Origin of the sequence: Tepidamorphus gemmatus (assembly GCF_004346195.1) — a bacterium.
GTDB lineage: Bacteria > Pseudomonadota > Alphaproteobacteria > Rhizobiales > Tepidamorphaceae > Tepidamorphus > Tepidamorphus gemmatus.
The window spans coordinates 38065-60955 of sequence record NZ_SMAK01000003.1 but is presented as its reverse complement, the minus strand read 5'-3'; the positions used below and the strand labels follow the sequence as shown (position 1 = coordinate 60955).

Annotated in this window: 20 protein-coding genes and 1 tRNA gene; 11 read left to right on the top strand and 10 right to left on the bottom strand. The window is 69.1% G+C overall.

Translation table 11 applies throughout. From position 1 onward, the window contains the following. Nucleotides 1-14: 14 nt before the first annotated feature. The gene (locus EDC22_RS05645; protein WP_132805662.1) at nt 15-1679 is read left to right on the top strand and encodes an NAD+ synthase; all 1665 of its coding nucleotides are present in this window, start codon (nt 15-17) and stop codon (nt 1677-1679) included. 30 nt (nt 1680-1709) lie between these two features. Beyond that, nucleotides 1710-3050: a glutamate--tRNA ligase gene (gene gltX / locus EDC22_RS05640; protein ID WP_132805661.1), complete on the top strand. Its 1341-nt coding sequence runs from the start codon at nt 1710-1712 to the stop codon at nt 3048-3050. On the opposite strand, the gene EDC22_RS05635 is transcribed toward gltX, so the two are convergent. Together EDC22_RS05635 and EDC22_RS05630 are read right to left on the bottom strand one after the other, a co-directional pair. After that, entirely contained in the window at nt 3022-4128 is a 1107-nt protein-coding gene (locus EDC22_RS05635; RefSeq protein WP_165926806.1) for a DUF2865 domain-containing protein, read from the bottom strand. The two genes, gltX and EDC22_RS05635, sit on opposite strands and share 29 nt — an antisense overlap. A 135-nt stretch (nt 4129-4263) precedes the next feature. Continuing rightward, a complete protein-coding gene (locus EDC22_RS05630; RefSeq protein ID WP_132805659.1) occupies nt 4264-4767 on the bottom strand; it encodes a MarR family winged helix-turn-helix transcriptional regulator in 504 nt (167 codons plus the stop codon). A gap of 224 nt (nt 4768-4991) precedes the next feature. On the opposite strand from EDC22_RS05630, the gene EDC22_RS05625 reads away from it, so the two are divergent. From EDC22_RS05625 to EDC22_RS05605, 5 genes are all read left to right on the top strand, one after another. After that, a complete protein-coding gene (locus EDC22_RS05625; RefSeq protein ID WP_207903712.1) occupies nt 4992-5456 on the top strand; it encodes a DoxX family protein in 465 nt (154 codons plus the stop codon). A 64-nt stretch (nt 5457-5520) separates the two neighbouring features. Continuing rightward, nucleotides 5521-7134, top strand: coding sequence for an FAD-dependent oxidoreductase (locus tag EDC22_RS05620; protein ID WP_132805658.1), 1614 nt, complete (start codon nt 5521-5523; stop codon nt 7132-7134). Then, entirely contained in the window at nt 7127-7330 is a 204-nt protein-coding gene (locus tag EDC22_RS05615; RefSeq protein WP_132805657.1) for a DUF2783 domain-containing protein, read from the top strand. Before EDC22_RS05620 ends, EDC22_RS05615 begins: the two co-directional genes overlap by 8 nt. An 87-nt stretch (nt 7331-7417) precedes the next feature. Further along, the gene (locus EDC22_RS05610; protein ID WP_132805656.1) at nt 7418-7942 is read left to right on the top strand and encodes a CreA family protein; all 525 of its coding nucleotides are present in this window, start codon (nt 7418-7420) and stop codon (nt 7940-7942) included. Nucleotides 7943-8167: 225 nt separating this feature from the next. After that, complete coding sequence (locus EDC22_RS05605) at nt 8168-8812, top strand: HAD family hydrolase (protein ID WP_132805655.1); 645 nt, start codon at nt 8168-8170, stop codon at nt 8810-8812. 4 nt (nt 8813-8816) lie between these two features. Here EDC22_RS05605 and EDC22_RS17900 read toward each other — a convergent pair whose 3' ends face one another. From EDC22_RS17900 to EDC22_RS05585, 5 genes are all read right to left on the bottom strand, one after another. Continuing rightward, nucleotides 8817-8966 (bottom strand): hypothetical protein, encoded by a 150-nt coding sequence (locus EDC22_RS17900; RefSeq protein ID WP_165926805.1) that lies wholly within the window; start codon nt 8964-8966, stop codon nt 8817-8819. Nucleotides 8967-9056: 90 nt separating this feature from the next. Beyond that, nucleotides 9057-10466, bottom strand: coding sequence for a glutathione-disulfide reductase (gor, locus tag EDC22_RS05600; protein WP_132805654.1), 1410 nt, complete (start codon nt 10464-10466; stop codon nt 9057-9059). Between the two features lie 7 nt (nt 10467-10473). Beyond that, entirely contained in the window at nt 10474-11187 is a 714-nt protein-coding gene (gene rpiA / locus EDC22_RS05595) for a ribose-5-phosphate isomerase RpiA (protein WP_132805653.1), read from the bottom strand. A 10-nt stretch (nt 11188-11197) separates the two neighbouring features. After that, entirely contained in the window at nt 11198-12646 is a 1449-nt protein-coding gene (locus tag EDC22_RS05590) for an NAD-dependent succinate-semialdehyde dehydrogenase (RefSeq protein ID WP_132805652.1), read from the bottom strand. A 217-nt stretch (nt 12647-12863) separates the two neighbouring features. Beyond that, a complete protein-coding gene (locus EDC22_RS05585) occupies nt 12864-13949 on the bottom strand; it encodes a DUF2336 domain-containing protein (protein WP_132805651.1) in 1086 nt (361 codons plus the stop codon). 277 nt (nt 13950-14226) lie between these two features. Here EDC22_RS05585 and EDC22_RS05580 point away from each other — a divergent pair, with 277 nt between their 5' ends. Continuing rightward, nucleotides 14227-16032 carry a methyl-accepting chemotaxis protein gene (locus tag EDC22_RS05580; RefSeq protein WP_132805650.1) on the top strand — a complete coding sequence of 602 codons (1806 nt, stop codon included), beginning with the start codon at nt 14227-14229 and terminating at the stop codon, nt 16030-16032. Here EDC22_RS05580 and EDC22_RS05575 read toward each other — a convergent pair. Further along, the gene (locus tag EDC22_RS05575; protein WP_132805649.1) at nt 16020-17546 is read right to left on the bottom strand and encodes a hypothetical protein; all 1527 of its coding nucleotides are present in this window, start codon (nt 17544-17546) and stop codon (nt 16020-16022) included. The two genes, EDC22_RS05580 and EDC22_RS05575, sit on opposite strands and share 13 nt — an antisense overlap. Nucleotides 17547-17647: 101 nt before the next feature. On the opposite strand from EDC22_RS05575, the gene gph reads away from it, so the two are divergent. From gph to EDC22_RS05560, 3 genes are all read left to right on the top strand, one after another. Further along, a complete protein-coding gene (gene gph, locus EDC22_RS05570) occupies nt 17648-18358 on the top strand; it encodes a phosphoglycolate phosphatase (RefSeq protein WP_342635140.1) in 711 nt (236 codons plus the stop codon). Nucleotides 18359-18416: 58 nt separating this feature from the next. Next, nucleotides 18417-18492 (top strand) — tRNA-Val (locus EDC22_RS05565). 146 nt (nt 18493-18638) lie between these two features. Continuing rightward, nucleotides 18639-19679 carry a methionine synthase gene (locus EDC22_RS05560; RefSeq protein ID WP_132805648.1) on the top strand — a complete coding sequence of 347 codons (1041 nt, stop codon included), beginning with the start codon at nt 18639-18641 and terminating at the stop codon, nt 19677-19679. Between the two features lie 14 nt (nt 19680-19693). Here the strand turns inward: EDC22_RS05560 and EDC22_RS05555 are convergent, their stop codons facing one another. Both EDC22_RS05555 and glpK read right to left on the bottom strand, forming a co-directional pair. Then, nucleotides 19694-21064 (bottom strand): globin-coupled sensor protein, encoded by a 1371-nt coding sequence (locus EDC22_RS05555; RefSeq protein ID WP_165926804.1) that lies wholly within the window; start codon nt 21062-21064, stop codon nt 19694-19696. A 197-nt stretch (nt 21065-21261) separates the two neighbouring features. Continuing rightward, nucleotides 21262-22752, bottom strand: a complete 1491-nt coding sequence (gene glpK / locus EDC22_RS05550) for a glycerol kinase GlpK (RefSeq protein WP_132805646.1) — start codon at nt 22750-22752, stop codon at nt 21262-21264. Nucleotides 22753-22891 lie beyond the last annotated feature (139 nt).

The window sequence follows — 22891 nt, the reverse complement described above, 5'->3', positions numbered from 1 at the left end:
GTCATGGCTCCCGCATGATCGATCGCCTGTCGATTGCCTGCGCCCAGCTCAACCCTGTCGTCGGCGACATTGCCGGCAATCTCAGCAAGGCCCGCGCGGCGCGCGCCGAGGCGGCGCGGCTCGGTGCCGATCTCGTGGTGTTCACCGAGCTGTTCATCTCGGGCTATCCGCCGGAGGATCTGGTGCTGCGGCCGGCCTTCCAGCGCGCCTGCCGGGAGGCGGTCGAAAGCCTCGCCAGGGACACGTTCGACGCCGGGCCGGCAGTGATCGTCGGCACACCCTGGCACGAGGACATCAAGACCTACAACGCAGTGTGCCTGCTCGACGAGGGCCGCATCACCGCGACGCGCTTCAAGGTCGATCTGCCCAACTACGGGCCGTTCGACGAGAAGCGCGTCTTCGCGCCGGGGCCACTGCCCGGGCCGGTATCGTTCCGCGGCATCCGGCTCGGCATCCCGATCTGCGAGGATATCTGGGACGAGGAGGTGGTCGAATGCCTCGAGGAAACCGGCGCCGAGCTGCTGATCGTCCCCAACGGTTCGCCGTGGTGGAAATACAAGCATGACCTCAGGCTCAACGTCGCCGTCCAGCGCGTCACCGAGTCGGGGCTGCCGATGGTCTACGTCAACCAGCTCGGCGGACAGGACGAACTTGTCTTCGACGGGGCCTCGTTCGGCCTCAATGCGGACCGGTCTCTGGCCTTCCAGATGCCGGCCTTCGAGGAGGCAGTCAGTGTCACGACCTGGCAGCGAACGGGCGGCGTCTGGCGCTGTGTGGCAGGCCCGATGGCGCGGCTGGAGGAGCCCGAGGAGCTGATCTGGCTCGCCTGCGTGCAGGGGCTGCGCGACTATGTGGAGAAGACCGGCTTTCCCTCCGTCCTCCTGGGACTGTCGGGCGGCGTCGATTCGGCGATCTGCGCGGCACTGTCGGTCGACGCGCTCGGCGCGGGGCGGGTCCATTGCGTGATGCTGCCCTACCGCTACACGTCGAACGCCTCGCTGGCCGATGCCGCGGCCTGCGCCGAGGCACTCGGCGTGCGCTACGACGTCGTGCCGATCGCCGAGCCGGTGGACGGCTTCCTGCACGCGCTGGCCCCGATCTTCGAGGGCCGGCTGCCCGACGTCACCGAGGAGAACCTGCAGTCGCGCGCCCGCGGCACCATCCTGATGGCGATCTCCAACAAGCTCGGACCGATGCTGGTGACGACTGGCAACAAGTCCGAAATGTCGGTCGGCTACTCGACTCTCTACGGCGACATGAATGGCGGCTTCAACCCGATCAAGGATCTCTACAAGACGGAAGTCTACCGGCTTGCCCGCTGGCGCAACGCGCACCGCCCGAAGGGCTGCCTCGGTCCGGCCGGGACGGTCATTCCCCAGAACATCCTGACCAAGGCGCCCACCGCCGAACTCCGGCCCGGCCAGACCGACCAGGATTCGCTGCCACCCTACGAGATCCTCGACGACATCCTCGAATCCCTCGTCGAGAACGAGATGTCCGTTGCCGAGATAGCGGCCCGCGGTCATGATCGCGGCCTCGTCGAGCGCGTCGAGCAGATGCTCAACGTCGCCGAGTACAAGCGGCGGCAGGCCCCGCCGGGCGTCAAGATCACCCGCAAGAACTTCGGACGCGACCGGCGCTACCCAATCGTCAACCGATTCCGCGACCGTGCCCTTTAGCCGGGGCGCCAGGCGCGCTATCAGCGATCCATGCACCCGACCGTCCGCTTCGCGCCCTCCCCGACGGGCTATCTGCACATCGGCAACGCCCGGACCGCGCTCATCAACCGTCTGTTCGCCCTGCAGCATGGCGGCCGCTTCATCCTGCGTCTGGACGATACCGACACCGCCCGCAGCCGCGCGGCATTCGCCGAGGCGATCGTCGAGGATCTCGGCTGGCTCGGCATCGCACCGGACCTCACCGTGCGCCAGTCGGACCGCGCGGCGCTGTACGAGGCGGCGGCCGCTCGGCTGAAGCGCGACGGCCGGCTCTACCCCTGCTGGGAGACGGCGGAGGAGCTGGATCGCAAGCGCCGGCGGCAGCGGGCGCGGGGACTGCCGCCGGTCTATGACCGCGCCGCCCTGAAGCTCACCGACGCCGCGCGCGCGGCGCTCGAGGCCGAAGGGCGTCGGCCGCACTGGCGCTTCCTGCTCGAGGACCGCGCCGTCGTCTGGGACGATCTGTGCCGGGGACCGCAGCACCATCCCGCCGCCGCCCTCTCCGACCCGGTTCTGATTCGCGAGGACGGAACCTGCCTCTACACCTTCACCAGCGTCGTCGACGACGCCGATCTCGGCATCACCCACGTCATCCGCGGCGAGGACCACGTCACCAACACCGCGGTGCAGATCCAGATCTTCGAGGCGCTCGGTCATGCGCCACCGGCATTCGCGCATCACAACCTGCTGGTCGCCGCCGGCGGCGAGGAGCTGTCGAAGCGCAAGGGAACGCTGTCGCTACGGGCGCTCAGGGAGGCGGGCTACGAGCCGATGGCGGTGGCAAGCCTCGCCGTGCTGATCGGTTCCGCGGAAGCGCTCGAGGCGGTCGCCTCTCTGGAGGAGCTGGCCGGCCGGCTCGATCTTGCCCGGCTGTCGCGGGCCCCCTCACGCTTCGACATCGGCGATCTGGCGGCGCTCAATCGCAAGCTCGTCGCCGCGATGGCATACGAGGATGTCGCCGAGCGGCTCTCCTCGCTGGGGGTCGGGGGTGGCGCGGCGTTCTGGCAGGCGGTGCGCGGCAATCTCGACGTCGTCGCCGATGCGGTCGGCTGGTGGAACCGGATCGTCGGGCCGGTTGCGCCCGTCATCGCTCCGGACGACCGCCCGCTGCTGGCAGAGGCCGCGCGGCTATTGCCGGACGAGCCGTGGGACGAGACCACGTTCGGCACCTGGGTGGCGGCGGTGAAGGCGGCCACCGGGAAGTCGGGCAGGGCGCTGTTCGCGCCGCTGCGACAGGCGCTGACCGGTCTCGACCACGGACCCGAACTGAAGCTGCTGCTGCCGCTGATCGGCCGCGAGGAGGCTATTCGACGACTCGGCGGTACATCGTGAAGCCGGGACCGACATTGCGCACCTGACGCTCCCCTTGTGCCACGTCCGGGGCCGACGTCGAGTCATAGTCCTCGAAGCCGGTGATCGTCGCGATCGACCCGACCGGCGGCGGCACCGCGCCCGGCGGCCGCCGCGGCAGCGGCGTGCCCGGCAGGGCAATCGCGCCGGTCTCGGCGCGCGCGGCAGTGCTGCCGGCCGCATCGCTGCGCATGACCGCGCCGTTGCGGGCCGTGATGTCGACGATCACCCGCTCGCTCAGCGCCGTCGTTCGTGTCGCGGTCCGGCAGGTGCAGTCCTGTACGTACTCGCGGCGATGGCGGAAGGCGTTGGGGTGCGCGCGCAGCGGCTCGCCGCTCAGCGAGACGGCGTCATCGGCCTCCTCGCCGGGATTGCGATGGATGTAGAGCGCCACATCGGCGCCCGGGCAGCTCGCCCGGCAGATCTGCTCGTCATTGCCGAAATGGGTGGAGACTGTCGAGAAGCTGATCGGCCAGAAATATCCGTCGCAGCTGCGCACACAGATCGTGCGGAAGGTGCCGTAGCGGTCGTCGATGCCGGGTTCCTCGGCATAGGGATCGCGGCCGTAGTCACGGTTGAAGAAGCCGAACAGCCCGCCGGATCCGGGCCGGGGCGCATAGCGGGCGTATTGCGGACCGCAATTGTGCTCGCCGAGGGCTGCCAGCAGCTGGGCCCGCTCGCGGTCGCCGGAGACGACCTGCAGGGGCGCGGCGCTGCGCTGCGCCTCGAGCGCCCGGACATTGGCCTCGAGTCGCGCGATGATCGCGTCGTGATCGCCGCAGTGCGGCGGACGCGGCGGCCGGAAGAACAGGAAGCCCTGCTGCGCGCCGCAACCGGCCTGTGCGGCCTGACGTCGTGCGGCATCGAGCTGCTTGCGCAGCGTCAGGATGGCGCTGTCGCGCCGCGTGATGTCGGCGGAGGATCCCGACCGCGACCGCTCCAGATGGACGAGTCGGGCTTCGAGCTGAACGCAATAGCCCGGATCCTGGGCAACCGCCGCGGAACCGGCTGGGAGCGCTGCCAGGACCACACCGGCGAGCCCTGCGATCCAGCCCCTCATCACCTGTTGCATTGTCCTGGTGCGATGCATGCGACACGCCGACCGTCGAGTCGACGGTCGATCCGAGTATGGAAACGCCGCGATCAGGGGTCAAACCGTCGCCCGGCCACGATCTCGCGATGCGGCGAGGTGTGGTCAGGATGCCGCATCGCCGCCAGCCGCCTCGCCAGCCGATGCCTGCTGCATCAGCGTCGCCAGGATGCGGTCGAGCGCCGCCGCGTCTTCGGGTGACAGGTCCGCCGCAAGATCGGCGGCGAAGGTCACTGCCAACGGAACGATGTCGTCATAGACTGCACGCCCGGCCTCGGTCAGCGCCAGATGCAAGACCCTCAGATCGACGTCGGAGGTAGTGCGGACCAGCAGCCCGCGACGTTCCAGCTCGGCCACCGCCCGGCTGACCTTGGTCTTGTGCATCCGGCTGTGCCGGCCGATCTCGGTGGCGGTCATCCGACCGTGCTGGCCGAGCGCGGCCAGCACCCGCCATTCGGGGTTGGCGAGATGGTGGCGGCGGCCGTAGATGCGTGCCAGCGACTGGCTGACCTGTTCGGCCAGCATCATCAGGCGGTAGGGCAGGAAGGCTTCCAGCCGCAGCACGTCGGCGCGCCGAGCACGTCCGCCCTGTCCGCCGCTGTCCGCCATCGCCCGCCTTATCATCCCTGCCTTGTCCGGACGCCGGGTCCGGGCCTCCCGCGGAGACGGTCGGGACAATAGGCAGCGACGGCAGGGCGGGCAATGCCGCTTCAGCCATTGATGCGATCTGCGCAACACATTGCTCACCGGCGCCCGGTTGATGCGGGAAGGCGGGTTGCCCAGCTTGTGCCCGTCCGCGCCATGGGGGCCCGGACCGTATCAGGAGATTGCCCGTGTCCACCACCGACCAGCGCCTGATCGTGCCGATTCTGGGTCCGATCTACCGCTCCCTCGATCCCGTCGCCGAGCTCTTGTTCCGTCTCGTCGTTGGCGGCTTTCTCGTTCCGCATGGTCTTCAGAAGGCGTTCGGCGCCTTTGGCGGCGGCGGTTTTGCCGGAACGGCAGGCTTCCTCGGTTCGCTCGGCATGACGCCGGGCTGGCTGTTCGCCGGCCTGGCGATCTTCGTCGAGATCGGCTGCGGCATCGCCATCGCGATCGGCTTCCTCACCCGCCCCGCCGCCGCGCTCGCCGCCGGCTTCCTGTTCGTCGCCGGCATCAGCGTGCATCTGGCCAACGGCTTCTTCATGCAGGACGGGGGCTACGAGTTCGCCTTTCTGTGGGCTGTCGCCGCGCTGCTCATCGCCGTGCGCGGCGCCGGTCCGATCTCGGTTGACAGGAGCATCGGCCGCGAGTTCTGAACGGGGAGAGCGCGGACCCGCTGCGCCGAACGAGCGCGGGCCGCCGCACCCACGGGAGGATGCGATGGCCGATGTTGAATCCCGGCAGGCGCTCTACCGCTTCGCCTATCGTCGGTCGCCCGATCAGGATGCCGCGGACCCCGTTCGCCACCCGGTCGTGGTGGTTGGCGCCGGGCCGGTCGGCCTCGCGGCGGCGATCGATCTCTGCCAGCGTGGCGTTCCGGTCGTGCTGCTCGACGATGCCGACCGGATCGGCGAAGGCTCGCGGGGCATCTGCTATTCCAAGCACTGTCTGGAGATCCTCGACACGCTCGGTGTCGGCGAGGCGGTCGCCGCCAAGGGGGTCGGCTGGCACGTCGGCAAGGTCCACTTCCGGGACCGCGAGGTCTACCGGTTCGATCTCCTGCCCGAGCCGGGGCACAAGATGCCGGCCTTCGTCAACCTGCAGCAATACTATCTCGAGAAGCTGCTCGTCGAACGGCTGGAACGGCTGCCCGGCGCCGACATCCGCTGGCGCAACCGGGTGGTTGGCCTCGAATCGACCGCCGATGGCGCCTGTCTCGACATCGACACGCCGGAGGGCCGCTACCGGATCGCGGCCGACTGGCTGGTTGCGGCCGACGGCGCACGATCGACGATCCGCGACCTCATCGGCATCGACTTCGTCGGCGAGACCTTCCGCGACCAGTTCCTGATCGCGGACATCCGCATGCAGGCGGATCTTCCCGCCATCCGTCAGTTCTGGTTCGAACCGCCGTTCCATTCCGGCCAGTCGGCGCTGATCCACAAGCAGCCCGACGATGTCTGGCGCGTCGACTTCCAGATCGGCTGGGATGCCGATCCGCGCGAGGAGACCAGGCCGGAGCGGGTGCGTGCCCGCCTTGACCGGATGATGGAAGGCCGGCCATACGATCTCGTCTGGGTTTCGGTCTACACGTTCCAGTGCCGTCGCGCCGAGCGATTCGTGCACGGCCGGGTGATCCTGGCCGGCGACGCCGCGCACCAGGTTTCGCCGTTCGGAGCGCGCGGCGCCAATTCCGGCATCGAAGACGCACAGAATCTGGCCTGGAAGCTCGCCCTCGTCGTCAGCGGTGAGGCGCCGGCGCGCCTGCTCGACAGCTATGATTGCGAGCGAATCCAGGCCGCCGACGTCAACATCGCCCATTCGACCCGCTCCACCGACTTCCTCGTGCCGAAGAGTCCTGGCGACAAGGTGCTGCGCGATGCGGTGCTGGAACTCGCCCGCGACCACGGCTTCGCCCGCCGGATGGTCAATTCCGGCCGCCTGCACACCGCGGCGATCTACGACAGTACCCTGTCCACGCCCGACACCGACCCGTTCGGCGGCCAGATGCGGCCGGGCGCGCCGCTGCCGGACGCCCCGATGGTCGATGCCGCCGGGCGCCAGGTCTGGCTGCTCAATGCGCTTGGGCGCGATTTCACCTTGCTCCATGCCGATGACGGGACCACACCGGAGCCGCTGCCGGGTGTCCGCCTGCTCCGCATCGGGCGCGACCTGCACGATGCCACCGGTCTGTTCGCGGTTCGCTACGATCCGGCGCCGGGCAGCTGCTGGCTCGTTCGCCCCGACCACTATCTTGCCGCCCGGTTCCGCCGCTACGACCGCACGCGGATCGAGGCGGCGCTCGCCCGTGCCAAGGGGATGACAGATGGCTGACCTGATGACCGACAGCCGCTTCGCCGATCCGGATGCGGCCTTTCACCTGCTCGTCGATGCCCATCGCGATCTGACGGCAGCGGAGAGCGCGGCGTTGAACGCCAGGCTGGTACTGCTCCTCGCCAACCATGTCGGCGACATGGACGTGCTGCGCCAGGCCGTGGCGGCGGCGCGCCGGGCTGGGATGACGGGCTAGGGGGCGACCGTCCGCGATCCGTGCCCCTCGCAGACAGAGGGTTGGCTGCCTATCTCTGGTCGGCCGCCGCGAACCGGAGAACCGTTCATGCCTGCACCTGTCGTCCTCGTCCGCCTGCTGGCCGCGATGTTGGCCACGATGCTGGGCATCGCGTCGCCGGCTGCCGCACAGGAGCCCGAGCTGATCTTCAAGAAATCCACCGTCTGGAAGTTCCTGACCCCCGACCACAAGCTCGCGACCTATGCGATCGACGATCCGAAGGTGGCAGGAGTCGCCTGTCATTTCACCGTTCCCGAGAAGGGTGGGCTGAGCGGCTTGTTTGGTGTCGCGGAAGAACTGTCGAATGCTTCGCTGGCCTGCCGCCAGATCGGTCCGGTGTCGTTCAGGGGCAGCTTCTCGCAGGGCGAGGAGATGTTCTCCGAGCGCCGCTCGGTGTTCTTCAAGCGGATGCGCATCGTACGGGGCTGCGACACCACCCGCAACGTGCTGGTCTACCTCGTCTACACCGACAAGCTGATCGAAGGCAGCCCCGAGAATTCGACCTCGACGGTGCCGATCATGCCGTGGGGCGAGGCGCCTGCACCGCGCTGCGCCGACTATCTGGACGACTAGGGCATTCTCCGACCATGCAGGTCCATTCCGATCGCGAGCGGCGGACGCCCGACGGCGCGCCTGCCTGATCGGACCTCGACGGCGCGCCGTTGCCGCTACCGTCGCGGCTCGCCGCGGCGCCGGCCGGCCGGCAAACCGCCGGACAGCCGGCGCGGGTTCCTGCAGGGCCCCGGATTGTGCTATGCAACGTGAAATTCGCGGCGCAGCATCCAGGGGAGCACCGTCATGCAGACGCATTTGCGGGCCGTCGTATTCGACGTCGGAAACGTGCTTCTCGACTGGAATCCGGCCTATCTCTATGACAAGCTGATCCCCGACCGCGAGGAGCGCGCCTGGTTCCTGACCCATGTGCTGACGCCCGGGTGGCATGCCGAACAGGATCGCGGACGATCCTGCGCAGCCGGGGTCGCGGCGCTGTCGGAGCGGTTCCCCGGCTCGAGCGCGCTGATCGCCGCCTTCTACGAGCGCTGGCTGGAGACGATCAGCGGCCCGATCGAGGGCACGGTCGAGATCCTGACCGACCTGAAGCGCAACGGCGTTGCCGTCCATGCGCTGACCAACTTCTCCGCCGAGCTCTGGCAGACGACGTGCGCCGCCTACCCATTCCTCGGCGACTTCGATCAGGCGGTGGTCTCGGGAGAGGTCGGCTTCATCAAGCCCGATCCGCGCATCTTCGATGTCCTGTGCGCGCGGACCGGTCTGGCGCCGGCCGACATGCTGTTCATCGACGACCGCGAGGACAATGTCGAGGCCGCCCGCCAACTCGGATTCCGGACGATCCGGTTCACCGGCCCCGATGCGCTGGCCGGCGAACTGTCCGCGCTCGGGTTCCCGGTCCGCCAGCCCCGTCCCGCCGCCGTGCCAGCGTGAGCGGCTAGCGGCAGACGATGCCGCGCGTGAAGCAGGTCTCGCCGCGCGACAGCAGCGTCGAATGCTCGGCCTTGACCAGCACCGGCGCCGCCACCAGGAAGGCGGTTCCGGCCATCATGATGAGGAGCGCGAGCGACATCACGAACTTGCCCATCGGGATACTCCGTACGCGGGACCAGCTGACTGGGCCGACAGGTAGCGGAGTCCGGATGAGCCGGACCTGAAGCTCCCGTTCATCGGGCGTTCAGGTTGCGGTGCGCGCTCGTTCGGTCGCGGGGTCCTCAGCCCGCCACCGACGGGCGGGGGTACGCAGCGTGACCAGTTCCTCGGCCATCGTCGGATGCACCGCGACGGTCGCGTCGAACTGCGCTTTGGTTGCCCCGAGCTTGACCAGGATGCCGACGATCTGGATGAGCTCGCCGGCGTCCGGGCCGAGCAGATGGCAGCCGACGACCACGTCGGACTGAGCATCGACAACGAGCTTCATCATTGCCGGCTCGTCGCGGCCGGTCATCGTCTGCTTCATCGGCCGGAAGCGGGCGACATAGATGTCAAGCGCGCGGCACCGCTCGCGCGCCTCCGCCTCGCTCAGGCCCACGGTGCCGATCTCCGGGGTCGAGAACACCGCGGTAGCAATGGCGTCGTACGACATGGCGGCCGACTTGCCGCCGAAGACGATGTCGGCGAAGGCATGGCCTTCGCGGATCGCGACCGGGGTGAGGTTCACCCTGTCGGTGACGTCGCCGACCGCATAGATGCTGTCGACCGATGTCCTGCCGGTCCCGTCGACGACGATTGCCCCGTTCCAGCCCTGCGCGACGCCGACCCGGTCAAGGCCGAGCCCTTCGACGCGCGGCGAACGGCCGATCGCGAACATGATCTGTTCGGCCGCGAGGGCCCTGCCTTGCCGCGTATGGCCGACGAGCCCCGTGTCGGTCTTCTCGATGCGGGAGAAGACGTCGCCGCAGATCACCTCGATGCCGCGCGCGGTCATCGCCGCGTGGAGGCCGGTGCGCAGATCGTCGTCGAAGCCGCGCAGGATCTCCTCGCCGCGATAGATCAGCGTCGTCCGGGCACCGAGGCCATTGAAGATGCCGGCGAACTCCACCGCAATGTAGCCGCCGCCGGCGATCACGATGCTCTCGGGCAGCCGCTCGAGATGGAACGCCTCGTTCGAGGTGATGACATGCTCGATACCCGGCAGTTGTCGGTCGAGATTGGGCTGCCCCCCGGTGGCGATCAGGATCGTCCGGGCGGTGACATCGCGGCCCGGTCCGGCCAGGTGAACCGTATGCGGACCGCGCAGTTCGCCGCGCGCCGCGATGATCTCGACGCCCGCGGCCTCCAGGTTGCGCCGATAGGCGGCCTCCAGGCGGGCGACTTCCCTGTCCTTGGCGGCGATCAGCGTCGGCCAGTCGAAGGCCGTTTCGCCGACGTTCCAGCCGTAGCCGGCGGCGTCCTCGAACTCGTCGCGAAAGCGGCTGGCATAGACCAGCAGCTTCTTCGGCACGCAGCCGCGGATCACGCAGGTACCGCCGATGCGATGCTCCTCCGCGATCGCCACCCGGGCACCGTAGCCGGCGGCGATCCGAGCGGCGCGCACGCCGCCCGAACCGGCGCCGATGACGAACAGATCGTAGTCGAACGCCGCCATTGCGGCCTCAGCCTCTCTCCAGGAGTTCGATGCCGTCCGGACCTGCGATGATCGCGCAGGCGCACAAGCCGATGAACAGACCGTGTTCGACGACGCCCGGCACTGCCGACAGCGCCGCGTCGAGCGTCTCCGGATCCGGGATCTCGCCGAGATCGCAGTCGTAGATCAGATTGCCGCCGTCGGTGCGGTAGGGGCCGTCGCCGCTGCCCTGACGCAGCCGCATCGCCGTCGGCAGGCCGATCCCGGCCAGTGCGCGCGCGATCCTGACGGCAGTGGAGGGGTGGCCGAACGGCACCACCTCCACCGGCAGGGGAAAGCGCCCGAGCCGGGCGACCCGCTTCGACCGGTCGGCGATGACGATCATCCGGCCGGAGGAGGCCGCAACGATCTTTTCCCGCAGCAGCGCCCCGCCGCCGCCCTTGATCAGTCGCAGCCGCCCGTCCACCTCGTCGGCGCCATCGACCGTCAGGTCGAGCTCGGGCGTCTCCTCGAGGGTCGTCAGCGGCACGCCATGTTCGACGGCAAGCCGACGGGTCGATTCCGACGTCGGCACACCGACCACATCGAGGCCGCCGGCGCGGACCTTCGCCCCCAGGGCCGCGACGAAATGCGCTGCGGTCGACCCGCTGCCGAGACCGAGACGCATGCCGGAATCGACGAAGTCGAGGGCGCGCTCGGCTGCGAGGCGCTTCAGGGCGTCCGGCGAGGAGGTCGTCACCATGACGGGGCCTCTATCTGGCAAGCCCGCCCATCAGCATGTACTTGATCTCGACGAACTCATCGATGCCGTAATGCGACCCCTCGCGGCCGAGGCCCGATTCCTTGACGCCGCCGAACGGTGCGACCTCGGTCGAGATCAGCCCCTCGTTGATGCCGACGATGCCGTACTCGAGCGCCTCGGCGACCCGCCAGCAGCGGCCGACGTCGCGGCTGTAGAAATAGGCCGCAAGCCCGAATTCGGTATCGTTGGCGAGGCGTATCACCTCCTCCTCCGTCTCGAAGCGATACAACGGCGCGACAGGGCCGAAGGTCTCCTCGCGGGTAATCAGCATCCTGGTCGTGACGTTCTTGAGTACGGTGGGTTCGTAGAAGTTGCCGCCGCGCGCGTGCCGCTTGCCGCCGACGACGACCTCAGCGCCGAGCGCGACCGCGTTCTGCACGTGCTCCTCGACCTTCTCCACCGCCGCGGCATTGATCAGCGGCCCCTGCACGACGCCGACCTCGGTGCCGTCGCCGACCTTCATCTTCAGCACCTCGCTGGCGAGCCTTTCGGCGAAGATGTCGTAGACCCCCGACTGCACGTAGATCCGGTTGGCGCAGACACAGGTCTGGCCGGCATTGCGGAACTTCGAGGCGATGGCGCCCTGCACCGCCTTGTCGAGATCGGCGTCGTCAAAGACGATGAACGGCGCGTTGCCGCCGAGCTCCATGCCGACGCGCTTGACCGTCTTGGCGCACTGCTCGATCAGGATCTTGCCGATCGCGGTCGATCCGGTGAACGTCAGCACCTTGACGAGCGGGTTCGACGTCATTTCGCTGCCGATCGCCGAGGCCTTGCCGGTGACGATGTTGAGCACGCCAGCGGGAATGCCGGCGCGGGCGCCGAGCTCTGCCAGTGCCAGCGCTGTCAGCGGCGTCTCGCCGGCCGGCTTGCAGACCACGGTGCAGCCGGCGGCGAGCGCCGGGCCGACCTTGCGGGTGATCATCGCGGCGGGGAAGTTCCATGGCGTGATCGCGGCGACGACGCCGGCCGGCTGCTTGACCACGACGATGCGCGCATCGGCGCGATGGCTCGGAATCACGTCGCCGTAGATGCGCTTTGCCTCCTCGGCGAAGAATTCGACGAACGAGGCCGCGTAGTCGACCTCGCCGGCGGCCTCGGCCAGAGGCTTGCCCTGCTCGCTGGTCATGATCATCGCGATATCGTCCTTGTTCTCGATGATCAGGTCGAACCAGCGGCGCAGGATCTTCGCCCGCTCCTTGCCGGTCCTGGCCGCCCATGGGCCGAACGCGGCCTGAGCGTGCTCGATCGCCTGGCGGGTCTCCTCGGCGCCGAAGTTCGGCACCCTGGCGATCTCCTCGCCATTGGCCGGGTTGGTGACGGCGATCGCGCCGGACCCGATCCACTCGCCGTTCACGAAACACTGTGTCCTGAGAAGGGTCGGATCCTTCAGTCGCATCGGTGCCTCCAAATGTCCTGCCGTGTCGTTCGACTGGGCGCTACCTAGCATGCGCCTGCACCACTCCGCCATATGCGCCGGTCGCCGGCATCCTCCGACGCGGGCGCGACAATCGCGCGCGCGCCGGCGCGTTTGGGGCTATGCGACAGGCCGATCCATCCGACGCAACTCGGGCAATGGTCGGTGTCCGGCGCGGCGGCCGCGACCTGTGTGGCGCTCAGGCGGCGGCAGCGGCGCCGTGCGATGCGCGCAGGCGGGTGAAGCGCATTGCCCGCTTGGCAGTCTCCGGCTGGATCGCGTGCCAGCGGGCGAGCAGCTGGTCGCGTTCGCAAAGCGGCAGCGACAGCCGACGGCACCGCATCACGGCAACGGAGCGCACGGCATCCTCGGAGAGGTCGAGGGAGCGCATGAGGACGACGAGCGGACCATTGTCCGCCTTCAGCAGGCAGGAGGTCATGACGGATTCGCGGAACTCGGCGAGTTCCGCGAAGACCAGCGCCAGATCGAGCACACGATCCTTCCCCGCCAGCCACTTTACGACGACGTCGCGGGGCAGTTCGCCCTCGGCGATCTGGCGGATCAGACCCTTCGCCTCGAGCCGTTCCAGAGCGCGGTCGAGCCGCTGCTGGCGCGCCACCCAAGCCGCCTGCGACAGCAGCGGGCGCACCGACTCCCGATCGGCCGCGAGCAGCGTCGCCAGCCGCGATCGCGCTTCGGCAGGGAGCAGTCGCAGGATGCGGTCAGCTGCTGCGCCGGGCAGGTCGGGACGCTGCGACATCGCATCGAGCAGGCCCTCGTCCTTCTCCGCGAACTCGGCCAGACGGCCGAACGAAAGCTCGGAGATCTCCGCGCCGAGATTGAGCGTCACCGCCTGCAGCACCGTCGGTTCGCCGAATTCCACCAGCACGTCGGTGACCGTCTCGCTTAGATGTTCGCGCATGGCGATGGCGAGGCGGTGGCCTTCGCTCTTGTTGGTGGCGATCTGGACCAGCGCCTCGTCGCCGAGCACACGCGACCGCCGCAGCACCGGTGCCGCGACATCGAGCTCCGCCTGGGCAAGGAACAGGTGCAACGCCTGGCTCGCATGGGGGGCGTCGGCGATGCGCTCGGCGATCTCCGCCCGCGTCTCGGGATCGACACGCTGGAGAAGGTCGGCGAGGACGTCGCTGTACTGGATCAGCAGACGGTCGCTGTAGTGTTCCGCGCTGTCGAAGAACAGGTCCGCAAACGCGCTCAGCATCTGCCGGCGTCTGGCAGGATCGATCTGACGCTGCATGCTCTGCAGCTCTTCGATGAGATTCATGGCCCTGTTCGCACCTTGCTCGCCACGACGGTCGTGTGGCGTCGTCCGTGTCCGGTTACGATGCTGCGCACCATATCCAGCGTGTCTGAACTATTGGCTCCGGCAGCTGGCGGCATTCGACTAAAGTTTTATTGGTCGCCCATGGCTGGCCAGATGACCAGATCGATTGCTGCGGCAGCCGTCCGAACGCGCGTTCTACTGACATGTCGTCGGACAGGATTGTCCACCACCGAATTCAAAGCAGCTGGTTAACACATGTTCAAGGAAATCGACTTAATTGTCGGTTGCTGGCCGTGTGCGCGACAACAACACCGAAACCTTTGCCCGGGGGAAGGAATTGCCGCTTCGAAGCCTGCTGAAGAAGGACGCGCCGCCTGTCACCGACCTGCCGGTCGCTGCCGAGCCGCCGCCGGCAGAGGTTGCTGCCGTCGAGCCGGATTTCTCCGCGACCGTCGCCCTGACCGAGGCCGACATTGCGGTCGCGCTGCGCGAGGTCGTCGACATGGCCGCCACGTTGCAGTCGCAGGTCTCCGACAAGATCGAGCTCATCGAGGAGGTGCGCGGCCAGACCTCGTCGCTGGCCCGCATGGCCGAGGACGCCAGGACCTTCACCGAGGAACTGGCCCGTGCGGTCGGCGACATCTCCAGCGCGACCGCCGCGATCGGCGACCGTGTCGCCGACACCGCGCGCCTGTCCGGTAGCGCCGCCACCCTGGCGGGCGACGCCGGGGAAAGCGTCGCCAGCCTGAAGCGGTCCAGCCTCGAGATCGACGAGGTCGTCCAGCTGATCGCGGCGATCGCCAAGCAGACCAACCTGCTGGCCCTCAACGCGACCATCGAGGCCGCCCGCGCCGGCGAGGCGGGCCGCGGCTTCGCCGTCGTCGCCAACGAGGTGAAGTCGCTGTCGCAGCAGACGCAGAAGGCGACCGAGGAGATCGCCCGCAAGGTCGCCGATCTGCAGGCCGCCGCCGAAGGCAGCGTGACCGCGCTCGACCGCATCACCGAGATCATCGGCCGTCTCGGTCCGGTGTTCTCCGACGTTGCCGCATCCGTCGACCAGCAGGTCAAGGCTTCCGCCCATGTCGGCGATTCCGCGCGCAAGACGGCCGCCTTCGTCGCTGACGTCGCCGGCCATGTCGCCGAGATCGACCGGTCGACGGCGCGAGCGGTCGAGCTCGGCGGCGTGGCGCGACAGGGTTGCACCGGTCTCAACGGGGTGGTCGAGCGATTGGACGACCGGTTCGCCATGCTGTTGCGCCAGTCTCACCGTGGCGACGGACGAGTCTTCGACCATCTGCCGATCGAGATGGGGGCGGAGATCCGCGTTGGGGATGCGCGCCATGTGGCCACGACGCTTGACCTGTCCGAGGCGGCGGTGACGCTGAAGCCGCTTGCCGACTGGGCTCCGGCGCCGGGGCGGACGATGACCGTCACGCTCGAGGGGATCGGCAGCATCGAGGCGAAGGTGACGCGCTCGAGCCGGTTCGGCATCAGCCTTGCGCTGTCCGAGCCGGACCCTGCGGTGGCAGCGAAACTTGCGCAGACCGTGCAGGCGATCCAGTCCGGCCATGCTGCGTATATCACGCGGGCCCGCGATGTGGCGCGCCGCGCCGCCGCCGCGATCGAGGCGGCGATCGCCGAGGGCAGGCTGACGATGGAAGCGGTCTTCGACACGAACTACCGGCCAATCCCGGGAACCGACCCGCAGCAGTTCTCGACCGCCTATCTGGCCGAATTCGACCGGTTGCTGCCTCCGATCCAGGAGGAGGCGCTGAACTCGGATCCACGCATGGTCTTCTGCGCCTGCGTTGACCGCAATGGCTACCTGCCGGTCCACAACCTGGTGTATTCGAAGCCGCAGCGGCCCGGCGAGGTTGCTTGGAATGCGGCGAACGCCCGCAACCGGCGGATCTTCGACGACCGTGCCGGCCTGTCGGCGGCACGCAACATCCGGCCGCATCTCGTCCAGTCCTATGCCCGCGACATGGGCAACGGCACCGTCGTGATGATGAAGGAGGTCGATGCGCCGATCATCGTCGCAGGCCGCCACTGGGGCAGCGTGCGGATGGCCTACAAGCTCTGATCCCGCCGCAGACCGGCGGGCTCGCCCCGTTCCTGCGCTCCGTCCGACTGCGCCTCGCCGGCTTCCTCGTGCGGGCCGGCGACAAGATCCGCTCTTGCCAGACCGGCGGCCAGCGAGCTCGGCCAGACCGATGCCGATCGCGGCGGCAGCGGCGCGGCGCGGACCGGAACGGATGGCTCGCCAAGGGCAGGCGCCTGTCCCCCGGGCGCGAACCCGTGCTGATCCTGGACCTGCGGTCCGCGCACCTCGAGCTGCGGATCGTGACCTGCCCGGCTGTCTGGCAGCGGCGTCGTCCGGTAGGGCCCCGACGCCACGTGGCCAGGCTCCCGGCGTGACAGGGCGGCACGCATGTCCTCGGCGAGGAGCCCCATCGCGTCGAGCGGCGCGCGGTCCGGCGCCGGCGGTGGGGCCGCTCCCGGTGCGGCGGCGAACCGCTCGTCGCTCCCGGGCGGTGGCGCCGGACGGCCGGTCGCGGCCGGCTCCGCGACCGGGCCCGACGGTGCCGGATGCGGCGGTGCCGGCGACGTCGGCGCGGGTTCGCGCGGCGCCTGAGACGGGGCTGCGGGGCGAGGGTTCGGCCACGACGCCGCAACGTCCGGCGCGGGCGATGGCCGCGGCGGGTAGGCGCGCGGGCCGACCGGCGCGAACAGCTCGGCCGTGCCCGTGTCTGCAGGCGCAGCGGCCGCTGGCTCGTCCTCGCCGGCCGGCCGGCGCAGGAATCTCGGCAGGATCGCCCTGCCATTGGCCGCTGACCAGAGAAGCGCACCGGCCGCAAACACCAGCACCGTGCCCGTCGAGTAGACACGCAGCACCTCGAAGACCTGCTGCGGGGTCGTCACCCCCGCGCGGCCGAGCCGGGCGGCGAGGTCGGGAAGCCCCGGCAGCACCCAGATCTGGACGACAAGGATGACAAGCAGCGGCAGGCCGACCGGCAGGATCATCGCGGCAAGCCCGGCCAGTCGCGCAAGACGCATGTCGGGCCGACCGACGAACTCCCTCCACAGCGTGATCGCGGCGAGCAACGGTACCAGATAGAGCCCGAGCAGCAGGACCAGCAGCACCCGCGCTGCCCCCGCACCGAGCCTTGGCGAGGGATCCGCCCCGGACACCGCGACCAGCGAGTCGAGCGCTTCCGACATGCGTGCGATCAGTTCGGGCGCCTCGATCAGCGATATCCGCAGATCGCCGACCGCATAGGCGCCGGTCAGGCCCGCCAGCAGCACCAGAAGGCTCGCGGCCATCGCCGGGCGCTCGACCAGCACCCGCGTCACAGGCCAGGCGGAGAGCGCGGTGGCCGGCGCGGCCGCGGTCGGTGGCGGCGTGCCGTTGGCCGATTCGAGCATGAAGACATCGCGTGCGCGGTGGCCATCCGGCTCGAAATCGACGACGTCGCGCTTGCGCGGCGCCCGCTGATCGCGCCAGTCGGCCGGGGCGAAACCGTAACGGCGGCCATCCTCACCGCGCAGGATTGTCAGCCGCGACCGGGTGTCGTAGCCGAGCACGATCCCCTTCATCGGCCGGATCTCCCTCTCGAATCCCCCTCGAGCGGGTTAGCACAGTCGCCCGCTCCCTCTCCATATGCTATAGCGCCGTTTCCTCACGGGCCGGGATGGCCTTGAACGATCCATCGAACTGGAGCGAGACGATGGCGGCACCGGTGGCGGTGTTCGATCTCGACGGCACGCTGGTCGACAGTGCGCCCGACCTGCTGGCGGCGCTCGACGCGGCCATGACCGCGGCCGGATTCGCGGTGTTGCCGAGGGATTTTGCGCTCGCAACCGTCGGGCATGGTGCTAGGGCGATGATCGAGGCGGCGCTGAGAGCCATCGCGGTTGAGCCGACGCCTGATCTCGTGCAGCCGATGCATGCGCATTTCCTCGCGCATTACGAGGCCAACATCGCGGTCGGCACGCGGCCGTTCCCCGGTGTCGAGGCAGCACTCGACCGACTGGCCGCCGAGGGGGTGCGGCTCGCAGTCTGCACCAACAAGTACGAGAGCCTGACCCTGAAATTGCTGGCGGAGCTCGGCCTGACCGACCGCTTCGCCGCGATCGTCGGGGCCGACACGCTGTCCGTCCGCAAGCCCGATCCGGGGCATGTGCTCGGCACCATCGCACGCGCCGGCGGCGATCCGGGCCGGGCGATCATGGTCGGCGACAGCCGCGCCGACATCGACGCGGCGAAGGCGGCGAAGGTGCCGGTGATCGCGGTCGACTTCGGCTACACGCCGGTGCCGGTGGCCGATCTCGGGCCCGACCACGTCATCTCTGGTTTCGACGCGCTCTATCCGATCGCTGCCCGCCGTCTCGGCCTCGCGCCGGCCTGACGGCCGCGGCCGGTTTGCTTGACTCGGCCTCGACTGCCCCCTTATATCCCGGCCCGGCGGGCGATTAGCTCAGTTGGTAGAGCACTGTGTTCACATCGCAGGGGTCACTGGTTCGAGTCCAGTATCGCCCACCAGTCGTTGCCGCGTGTTGATCGCTGGGGTGCCCGGTCCGGGCCGTGATTGTCGCACGCGGCGCGTTTCCAAGCATCGCGGCCGGATCTAGGCTGTCCTCGACCGCGCCGCGCGCCACGATGCGGCGAGACACCGGGGGAGGATACCCATGAGCCTGCCGCATCTGTTCCCGACGACGCTCGCCGGCAGCCTGCCGAAGCCGTTCTGGCTGGCCGAACCCGAGAAGCTGTGGGCCGCCTGGCGCCACGAGGGCGCGGCGCTGGAGGCGGCCAAGCGCGACGCGGCGCTGCTCTGGCTCAAGGAGCAGGAGGATGCCGGCATCGACATCGTGAGTGACGGCGAGCAGTTCCGCATCCATTTCGTCCACGGCTTCCTCGAGCACGTCGAGGGTATCGACTGGACCCTCAAGACCAAGATGGGGATCCGCAAGGATCGCTACGTGGTCGAGGTGCCGACCGTGACGGGTCCCGTCGCGCGGAAGCGGCAGGTCCATGCCGAAGAGGTCCGCTTCACCCGCGCCCACACCCGGCGCGGGCTGAAGGTGACGCTGCCTGGGCCGATGACGATCTGCGACACCATTGCCGATGCCCATTACGGCCGACGCGCCGACATGGCGATGGCCTTCGCCGAGATCCTGAATGCCGAGGCGCGCGAGCTCGCCGCGCTTGGCGTCGACGTCATCCAGTTCGACGAGCCGGCGTTCAACGTGTTCGCGGAGGAAGTCGTCGAGTGGGGCATCGCAGCGCTCGAGCGGGCTGCCGATGGCCTCTCGTGCAAGACCGCTGTTCACATCTGCTACGGCTACGGCATCGAGGCGAACATCCGCTGGAAGCAGACGCTCGGCTCGGAATGGCGCCAGTACGAGGCGATCTTTCCTGCGATCAACGCCAGCCGGATCGGCCAGGTGTCGCTCGAATGCGCCGGCTCGCATGTGCCGATGTCGCTGATCTCGCTGTTGCCCGACAAGGAGATCCTGGTCGGCGCGATCGATGTCGCCACGACGACGGTGGAGACCCCCGAGCAGGTCGCCGCGATCCTCGGCGAAGCGCTGCGCCATGCCGACGCCGAGCGCATTCAGGGCTGCACCAATTGCGGCATGGCTCCGTTGCCGCGCGACGTCGCCGTCGGCAAGCTCAAGGCGCTCGCAGCGGGGGCCGCGCTGCTGCGTACCAAGCACCGCGGCGGCTGAGACGCGGCGTCCGGTCACGCCGGCTGGGCGTTGGCCGAGCGGATGCGCTCGAGGAAGGCGGCCGATTGCCGGTCCAGAGCGCCCGCCTTGTCGCGCACCGCCTCAGCGACCCTGGCGAGCGCCATCGCCGCCTCCAGCGACTGCGCCGAGGCCTGCGACACGCCATGAACGGCGGCGGTCACCGAGGCGGCGCCGCCGGCCGCGTCGCCGACATTGCGCGAGATCTCCGAGGTCACCGCGGTCTGTTCCTCGATGGCCGTCGCGACGGCCGCCGACACCTCCTCGACCGCCCCGATCGCCCGTCCGATCGCCTCGATGTGGCCGGCCACGACATCGGCCACCTCCTGGATGCCGCGGATCTGGTCAGCGATCTCGCCGGTCGCCCGCGCGGTCTGCTGGGCGAGGCCCTTCACCTCGCCGGCCACGACGGCGAAGCCGCGTCCCGCCTCACCGGCCCGCGCCGCCTCGATGGTGGCATTGAGGGCGAGCAGGTTGGTCTGCTCGGCGATCTCCTCGATCAGCCGGACGATCCCGCCGACCCGGCCGGCCGCCTCCTGCAGGCTGGCGACGCTGCGAGTCATCGCGCGGGTCTTGTCCACAGCATCGGCGGTGATGCGGCTGCCATCGGCGATCTGGCGCGAGATCTCCGAGACCGACCCCGACAGTTCCTCCGCTGCCGAGGCAATCGTCTGCAGGTTGGCGGATGCCTCCTCCGCACCCGTCGCGGCGGTCGTCACCTGTCGGTTGGTCTCGTCTACGGCGCGCTCGAGCCCGCCGGCGGAGCTCTGCAGCGTGGCCGCTGCGCTCGACAGATCGGCCGAGATCCTGCCGACGGCCTCGCTGAACTGGTCGGCGAGCGTGTTCAGCCGCTTGTCGAACCCCGCCTCCTTCTCCGCCAGATACACTTCGATCGACAGGTCCATGTCGAGGGTGATGGCCCGCTCGACGGCGGCCAGCAGGGGCGCGGCGGCGGCGATGCGCCGGCCGCGGCCGAGCGGGTTGCCGGAGGCCGCCTCGGCCAGGACGTCGGCGACGATCGCCTGCTTGACCAGCGCGTAGCCGCCAATGTACCAGCCCGGCGCCAGTCCGAGCCGGCAGTGTGTCTTGCCGATCCGTTCCACCGACCTGAAATAGTCCTCGTCGAAGCGCCCCGAGAACATCCGCTCCCAGTGCTGGGCCTGCATCTTCTTCGCGTGTTCGATGCGGTCGGGGCCCGCGAACATGGCGGCAAGCTCCGGCACGCGCATGATGTGGTCATAGAACTCGGCCAGAATCGCCGGCATCCGGCTTCGCAGACGCGGCAGGAACTCCGCGAGCAATTGCTTCGTCTCGGTATCGATGCGCAGATAGGCGAGCTTCTGCCCGCGTTCGGGATCGGCTGACATGGCATGTCTCCAGCCGGTTAAGTTTCTCCCGGACATTAACCCTGGTTATTGAATCAAAAGTAAACGTGTTGCCGAATGTCTGGCGAATTGGTTCGGTTACTCTAGGGAAGGTCTAAGTCTGCAGGCGATATCGCCAATCATTACGTAGAAATACGTAGTGCCGCCGAGTTAACGCTGCTGTCACAGCGCCCCCCGCTTCATGTCGAGGTCAGCGTGCGCCTGACGGCGTCCCGCCAGGCCGCGATGCGGGCTGCGCGTTCGGCCGGCGCCATCGCCGGCTCGAAGCGCCGGTCGAGGCGCCAGGAGCTCGCGAAACCCTCGTGGTCCGGCCAGATGCCGGCATGGCGTCCGGCCAGCCATGCCGCCCCCAGGGCCGTCGTCTCGAGCACGGCCGGCCTGTCGACGGGGGCGTCGAGGAGGTCGGCGAGGCGTTGCATGGTCCAGTCGCTCGCGACCATGCCGCCGTCGACCCTGAGCACCGTCGCGGCGCCCTGTCCGCCCCAGTCGCGGTGCATCGCCTCGACGAGGTCGAGCGTCTGCAGGCAAACCGCCTCAAGCGCCGCGCGCGCGAGCTCCCGCGGTCCGGTCGCGCGGGTGAGGCCGTAGATCGCGCCGCGCGCCTCGGCGTCCCAGTAGGGCGCGCCGAGCCCGGTGAAGGCCGGCACCAGCACGACGGTCTGGGTCTCGTCGGCCTCGGCGGCGAGCGTGCCGGACTGGTCGGCCCGCTCGAGGATGCCGAGCCCGTCGCGCAGCCACTGCACGGCGGCGCCGGCAATGAAGATCGAGCCCTCGAGCGCGTAGGTGACGGCTCCGTCGAGCCGATAGGCCACCGTCGTCAGCAGCTTGTTGCGCGAGGCGACCGCGTCGGCGCCGGTGTTGAGCACCGCGAAGCAACCGGTCCCGTAGGTCGACTTGAGCATCCCGGGCCGGAAGCAGGCCTGGCCGATGGTCGCGGCCTGCTGGTCACCGGCCATGCCGAGGATCGGCAGCGGCGCGCCGAGGATGTCCGCTTCGGTGGTGCCGAATTCGGCCGAGGAATCGAGAACCTCCGGCAGCACCGAAGCCGGAACGCGGAACAGGCGCAGCAGCTCCTCGTCCCATCTCTGGCGATGGATGTCGAACAGCATCGTCCGCGACGCATTGGTGGCATCGGTGGCGTGGACGCGGCCCCCCGTTAGCCGCCACAGGAGAAAGCTATCGACCGTGCCGAAGGCGAGGCGGCCAGCCTCGGCCGCGGCGCGCGCGCCCTCGACAGTGTCGAGGAGCCAGGCAAGCTTGGTTGCCGAGAAGTAGGGATCGACGAGCAGGCCCGTCCTGGCCGCGACCATCGGCTCGACGCCGTCGGCCTTCAGCCTGGCGCAGAGCTCGGCGGTGCGGCGATCCTGCCAGACGATGGCGTTGTGCAACGGCGTTCCGGTTTCACGATCCCAAATGAGTGTCGTCTCGCGCTGGTTGGTGATGCCGATGGCGGCGAACCGCTGCGCGCCGCCGGCACGCTCCACGGCGCGCCGGGCGGTTGACAGCGTGGTGCGCCACAGATCCTCCGGATCGTGCTCGACCCAGCCGGACGCGGGGAAATGCTGTGAAAACTCCTCCTGCGCCGAGGCCACTGCGCGATAGTCGCGGTCGAAGGCGATGGCGCGGGACGAAGTGGTGCCCTGGTCGATGGCGAGGACGAGATCGGACATGGGTCGGGTCCCTGCGGGAAGGCTGGCGGAACGGAGCCCCGGCCGGGGTAGTCGACCACGTCGTCCCGGCCGGTGACGCGCGGGTCGATGGCGCGGCACCGCTCAGGGGCCGCGACGACCCGGCGATGGCGCAGCGGGA

What these genes read in the sequence shown, in the direction of transcription:
- EDC22_RS05555 (WP_165926804.1), bottom strand. Translation starts at nt 21,064, where the DNA reads ATGTCAGCCGATCCCGAACGCGGGCAGAAGCTCGCCTATCTGCGCATC.
- EDC22_RS05615 (WP_132805657.1), top strand. Translation starts at nt 7,127, where the DNA reads ATGGCTGACCTGATGACCGACAGCCGCTTCGCCGATCCGGATGCGGCC.
- EDC22_RS05575 (WP_132805649.1), bottom strand. Translation starts at nt 17,546, where the DNA reads ATGAAGGGGATCGTGCTCGGCTACGACACCCGGTCGCGGCTGACAATC.
- EDC22_RS05635 (WP_165926806.1), bottom strand. Translation starts at nt 4,128, where the DNA reads ATGAGGGGCTGGATCGCAGGGCTCGCCGGTGTGGTCCTGGCAGCGCTC.
- EDC22_RS05620 (WP_132805658.1), top strand. Translation starts at nt 5,521, where the DNA reads ATGGCCGATGTTGAATCCCGGCAGGCGCTCTACCGCTTCGCCTATCGT.
- EDC22_RS05645 (WP_132805662.1), top strand. Translation starts at nt 15, where the DNA reads ATGATCGATCGCCTGTCGATTGCCTGCGCCCAGCTCAACCCTGTCGTC.
- EDC22_RS05610 (WP_132805656.1), top strand. Translation starts at nt 7,418, where the DNA reads ATGCCTGCACCTGTCGTCCTCGTCCGCCTGCTGGCCGCGATGTTGGCC.
- EDC22_RS05585 (WP_132805651.1), bottom strand. Translation starts at nt 13,949, where the DNA reads ATGAATCTCATCGAAGAGCTGCAGAGCATGCAGCGTCAGATCGATCCT.
- rpiA (WP_132805653.1), bottom strand. Translation starts at nt 11,187, where the DNA reads ATGGTGACGACCTCCTCGCCGGACGCCCTGAAGCGCCTCGCAGCCGAG.
- EDC22_RS17900 (WP_165926805.1), bottom strand. Translation starts at nt 8,966, where the DNA reads ATGGGCAAGTTCGTGATGTCGCTCGCGCTCCTCATCATGATGGCCGGA.
- gor (WP_132805654.1), bottom strand. Translation starts at nt 10,466, where the DNA reads ATGGCGGCGTTCGACTACGATCTGTTCGTCATCGGCGCCGGTTCGGGC.
- EDC22_RS05560 (WP_132805648.1), top strand. Translation starts at nt 18,639, where the DNA reads ATGAGCCTGCCGCATCTGTTCCCGACGACGCTCGCCGGCAGCCTGCCG.
- glpK (WP_132805646.1), bottom strand. Translation starts at nt 22,752, where the DNA reads ATGTCCGATCTCGTCCTCGCCATCGACCAGGGCACCACTTCGTCCCGC.
- EDC22_RS05590 (WP_132805652.1), bottom strand. Translation starts at nt 12,646, where the DNA reads ATGCGACTGAAGGATCCGACCCTTCTCAGGACACAGTGTTTCGTGAAC.
- EDC22_RS05605 (WP_132805655.1), top strand. Translation starts at nt 8,168, where the DNA reads ATGCAGACGCATTTGCGGGCCGTCGTATTCGACGTCGGAAACGTGCTT.
- EDC22_RS05630 (WP_132805659.1), bottom strand. Translation starts at nt 4,767, where the DNA reads ATGGCGGACAGCGGCGGACAGGGCGGACGTGCTCGGCGCGCCGACGTG.
- gltX (WP_132805661.1), top strand. Translation starts at nt 1,710, where the DNA reads ATGCACCCGACCGTCCGCTTCGCGCCCTCCCCGACGGGCTATCTGCAC.